We start from the raw sequence: 2,997 nt of genomic DNA on the forward strand, positions 1-2,997 counted from the left end.
CACCGCCGACTTGTTGCCGCCCTTGCCGCCGATGCGGATGCCCTGCGGGTTCTTGCCGCCGTGCCCAAACGGCGATGTGCCGCCGGTGCCGATCCACTTGCTGCCGCCCTCGTGGCGTTCCTTCTGCTCTTCCAGCCGTTTCTTGAGCGTCTCCATCAGCTCATCCCAGTCCATCTTCGGCGCGTTGGCGATCTGCTCGGCCGATAGGATGCGCTCCATTTCCTGGCGCAGCCAGTCGGCCGGGATGGGCTTGGTGAAGTCCGCGATCAGCTCCACGCCCTTGAAATAGGCGGCGAAGGCGCGGTCGAACTTGTCGTAGTGCTTCTCGTCCTTGACCAGCGCGGTGCGGGCCAGGAAGTAGAAGTCGTCCATGGTGCAGGCTTCGGGGTTGGCCGGGCCCACCACGTCGGCCTTGAGCGCTTCGAGCAGCGTCAGGTATTCCTTGACCGAGACCGGCAGCTTGGCCGAACGCAGGGTGTAGAAGAAGTCGATCAGCATGGCAAATGCTCCGTGTTCGGCTCTCGGCAGCTCCGCCGCCGGGCCGCCCCAAGGCTGGGCAGCCCCCGGACCAGGCATGGACCGGGTCCCATCCCGGCCCGGGGGCAGCGACCCGTGAAGCGGTGGAGCGTGGGGGTCATCGATTTCTCTGGTTCATGAACACCAGCTTTTCGAACAGCGTGGTGTCCTGCTCGTTCTTGAGCAGCGCGCCCACCAGCGGTGGCACGGCCACCTTGCTGTCGGCGCTTTGCAGCGCTTCGAGTGGGATGTCTTCGGCCATCTGCAGCTTGAGCCAGTCGATCAGTTCGCTGGTGCTGGGCTTCTTCTTCAGGCCGGGCAGGTTGCGCACGTCGTAGAAGGTCTTCATCGCCACCGTCAGCAGCTCGTTCTTCAGACCGGGGAAGTGCACCTCCACGATCTTCTTCATGGTCTCGGCTTCGGGGAACTTGATGTAGTGAAAGAAACAGCGGCGCAGGAAGGCGTCGGGCAGTTCTTTTTCGTTGTTGGAGGTGATGAACACCAGCGGCCGGTGCTTGGCCTTGATCAGTTCGCGCGTCTCGTAGCAGTAGAACTCCATGCGGTCGAGTTCGCGCAGCAGATCGTTCGGGAATTCGATGTCGGCCTTGTCGATTTCGTCGATCAGCAGCGCCACCGGCCGGTCGGCGGTGAAGGCCTGCCAGAGCACGCCCTGCACGATGTAGTTGCGGATGTCCTTCACACGCTCGGCGCTGTCGCCGGTGTTGAGCTGGCTGTCGCGCAGGCGGCTCACCGCGTCGTACTCGTACAGGCCCTGTTGCGCCTTGGTGGTGCTTTTGATGTGCCACTGCAGCAGCGGCATGTCCAGCGCCTGGGCCACTTCTTCGGCCAGCATGGTCTTGCCGGTACCGGGTTCGCCCTTGACGAGCAAGGGGCGCTTGAGCGTGATCGCGGCGTTGACAGCCAGCATCAGGTCCTGTGTGGCGACGTAGTTTTGTGAGCCTTGGAATTTCATGGTGCGGACGGGGGCGTGTGGGCGGGGTTGCGGGGGGAACGACGCGTGCCGGCGTGCGGCATCAGGGTTATCAATAAGTGGATGGTGATAGGTGAGTCTATATAATCGGGGATTGATTTTTATCAATCGATTTCTTCATTCTGCTTGCCAAATGAACCAACTGTTGTCCACGATGATCCGTTCCCTTGTCGCCGCTGCGACCTTTTCCGTGGCCGCGGTCGGAGCCCATGCGCAAGGCGCCACCGGCAATGCTGACGCCGGCAAGAAGAAGGCCGACATGTGCATCGGCTGCCACGGCATCGTGGGCTACCAGAACAGCTTTCCTGAAATCCACAAGGTGCCGATGATTTCGGGCCAGTCGGACAAGTACATCATCGCCGCGCTGACCGCCTACAAGTCGGGCGATCGCAAGCACCCGTCCATGCGCGGCATCGCCGGCTCCCTGTCCGATCAGGACATGGCCGATCTGGCCGCGTTCTATTCGACCCAGGGCGGCCAGCCCGTGCCCGATGCGCCCAAGGCGGCCAGTGCCGCGGTGGCGGCTTTGCTCGAAAAGGGCGCCTGCGTGTCCTGCCACGGCGCAAACTTCAGCAAGCCGATCGACCCCAGCTACCCCAAGATTGCCGGCCAGCACCCCGACTACCTGTTCGTCGCGCTCAAGGCCTACACCGTCGAAGGCAGCAACGTGGTGGGTCGCTCCAACCCCATCATGGCCGGCATGGCCAAGCAGTTCAAGCCGGCCGAGCTGCGCCAGATCGCCAAGTACCTGGGCTCGCTGGACACCGAACTCAAGACGGTGCCGCAGTCGCGCTTCCGCTGATCTGCATCGCATCCCCTCCCCAAAAAGCCGCTCGATGAGCGGCTTTTTTGTTTCAGTCCTGGGTGGCACGTTGTCGCACGTGTTCGATGTAGGCCTGTCCGTCGGGCGGTCGACCGCTGCGCTGGCTTTCCCAGATCATGCGGCCCAGGCACTCCATCACCTCGTGGTGGGCGGCGTGCAGGTCGCCGCGGCGGGCCGTCAGCAGCTCCACTGCCTGGCGAATGCCGGGCGGCTGGTCGATGCTGCACTGCTCGCTGATCGACAGGTGCATGGACAGGTGCAGGAACGGATTGGCTTTTTCGGCGTCTGGCTGCCCCATGGCCGCCAGCGCGGCGTCCACATCGGCGAAGTCGGCGTGGTACTCGGGGTGCTCGCTCATCCACTGACCAGCGATCATCTCGATCGCTTCCAGGGGCTGTTGCAGGCGCTGTTTGTCGTACACCGCACAGAAGAAGCGGCGCACGTCGGCTTGTGAAGGGCTGAACATGCGCGGATTGTCCCGCAAGCGGCCAGCCCGTCCGGTGCGCTTGGGTACAGTGTGGGCCAGTTTCACGGCCCATCAGGAGACACCCCATGACCCAAGCCTTCATCTGCGACGCGATCCGCACCCCGTTTGGCCGCTACGGCGGCGCGCTCAGCTCGGTGCGCACCGACGACCTGGCCGCCATCCCGCTGCGCGCGCTGATGG

General features: G+C 63.7%; 3 protein-coding genes and 1 pseudogene. 1 reads left to right on the plus strand and 3 read right to left on the minus strand.

What is annotated here, in order from left to right:
• Together ACR2JA_RS01920 and ACR2JA_RS01925 are read right to left on the minus strand one after the other, a co-directional pair.
• A pseudogene (locus ACR2JA_RS01920) lies at nt 1-498 on the minus strand (hypothetical protein); the annotation flags it as partial.
• Nucleotides 499-634: 136 nt separating this feature from the next.
• Nucleotides 635-1,489 carry an AAA family ATPase gene (locus ACR2JA_RS01925; RefSeq protein WP_434007452.1) on the minus strand — a complete coding sequence of 285 codons (855 nt, stop codon included), beginning with the start codon at nt 1,487-1,489 and terminating at the stop codon, nt 635-637.
• 151 nt (nt 1,490-1,640) lie between these two features.
• On the opposite strand from ACR2JA_RS01925, the gene ACR2JA_RS01930 reads away from it, so the two are divergent.
• Entirely contained in the window at nt 1,641-2,309 is a 669-nt protein-coding gene (locus ACR2JA_RS01930; protein WP_434007453.1) for a c-type cytochrome, read from the plus strand.
• A gap of 52 nt (nt 2,310-2,361) precedes the next feature.
• On the opposite strand, the gene ACR2JA_RS01935 is transcribed toward ACR2JA_RS01930, so the two are convergent.
• Nucleotides 2,362-2,796, minus strand: coding sequence for a DUF1841 family protein (locus ACR2JA_RS01935; RefSeq protein WP_434007454.1), 435 nt, complete (start codon nt 2,794-2,796; stop codon nt 2,362-2,364).
• Between the last annotated feature and the right edge of the window lie 201 nt (nt 2,797-2,997).

This window comes from Hydrogenophaga sp. (assembly GCF_051007235.1).
Classification (GTDB): Bacteria; Pseudomonadota; Gammaproteobacteria; order Burkholderiales; family Burkholderiaceae_C; genus Hydrogenophaga.

Bases quoted from the DNA above. Each gene is read 5' to 3' on its own strand.
- ACR2JA_RS01935 (WP_434007454.1), bottom strand. From the start codon at position 2,796: ATGTTCAGCCCTTCACAAGCCGACGTGCGCCGCTTCTTCTGTGCGGTG.
- ACR2JA_RS01930 (WP_434007453.1), top strand. From the start codon at position 1,641: ATGAACCAACTGTTGTCCACGATGATCCGTTCCCTTGTCGCCGCTGCG.
- ACR2JA_RS01925 (WP_434007452.1), bottom strand. From the start codon at position 1,489: ATGAAATTCCAAGGCTCACAAAACTACGTCGCCACACAGGACCTGATG.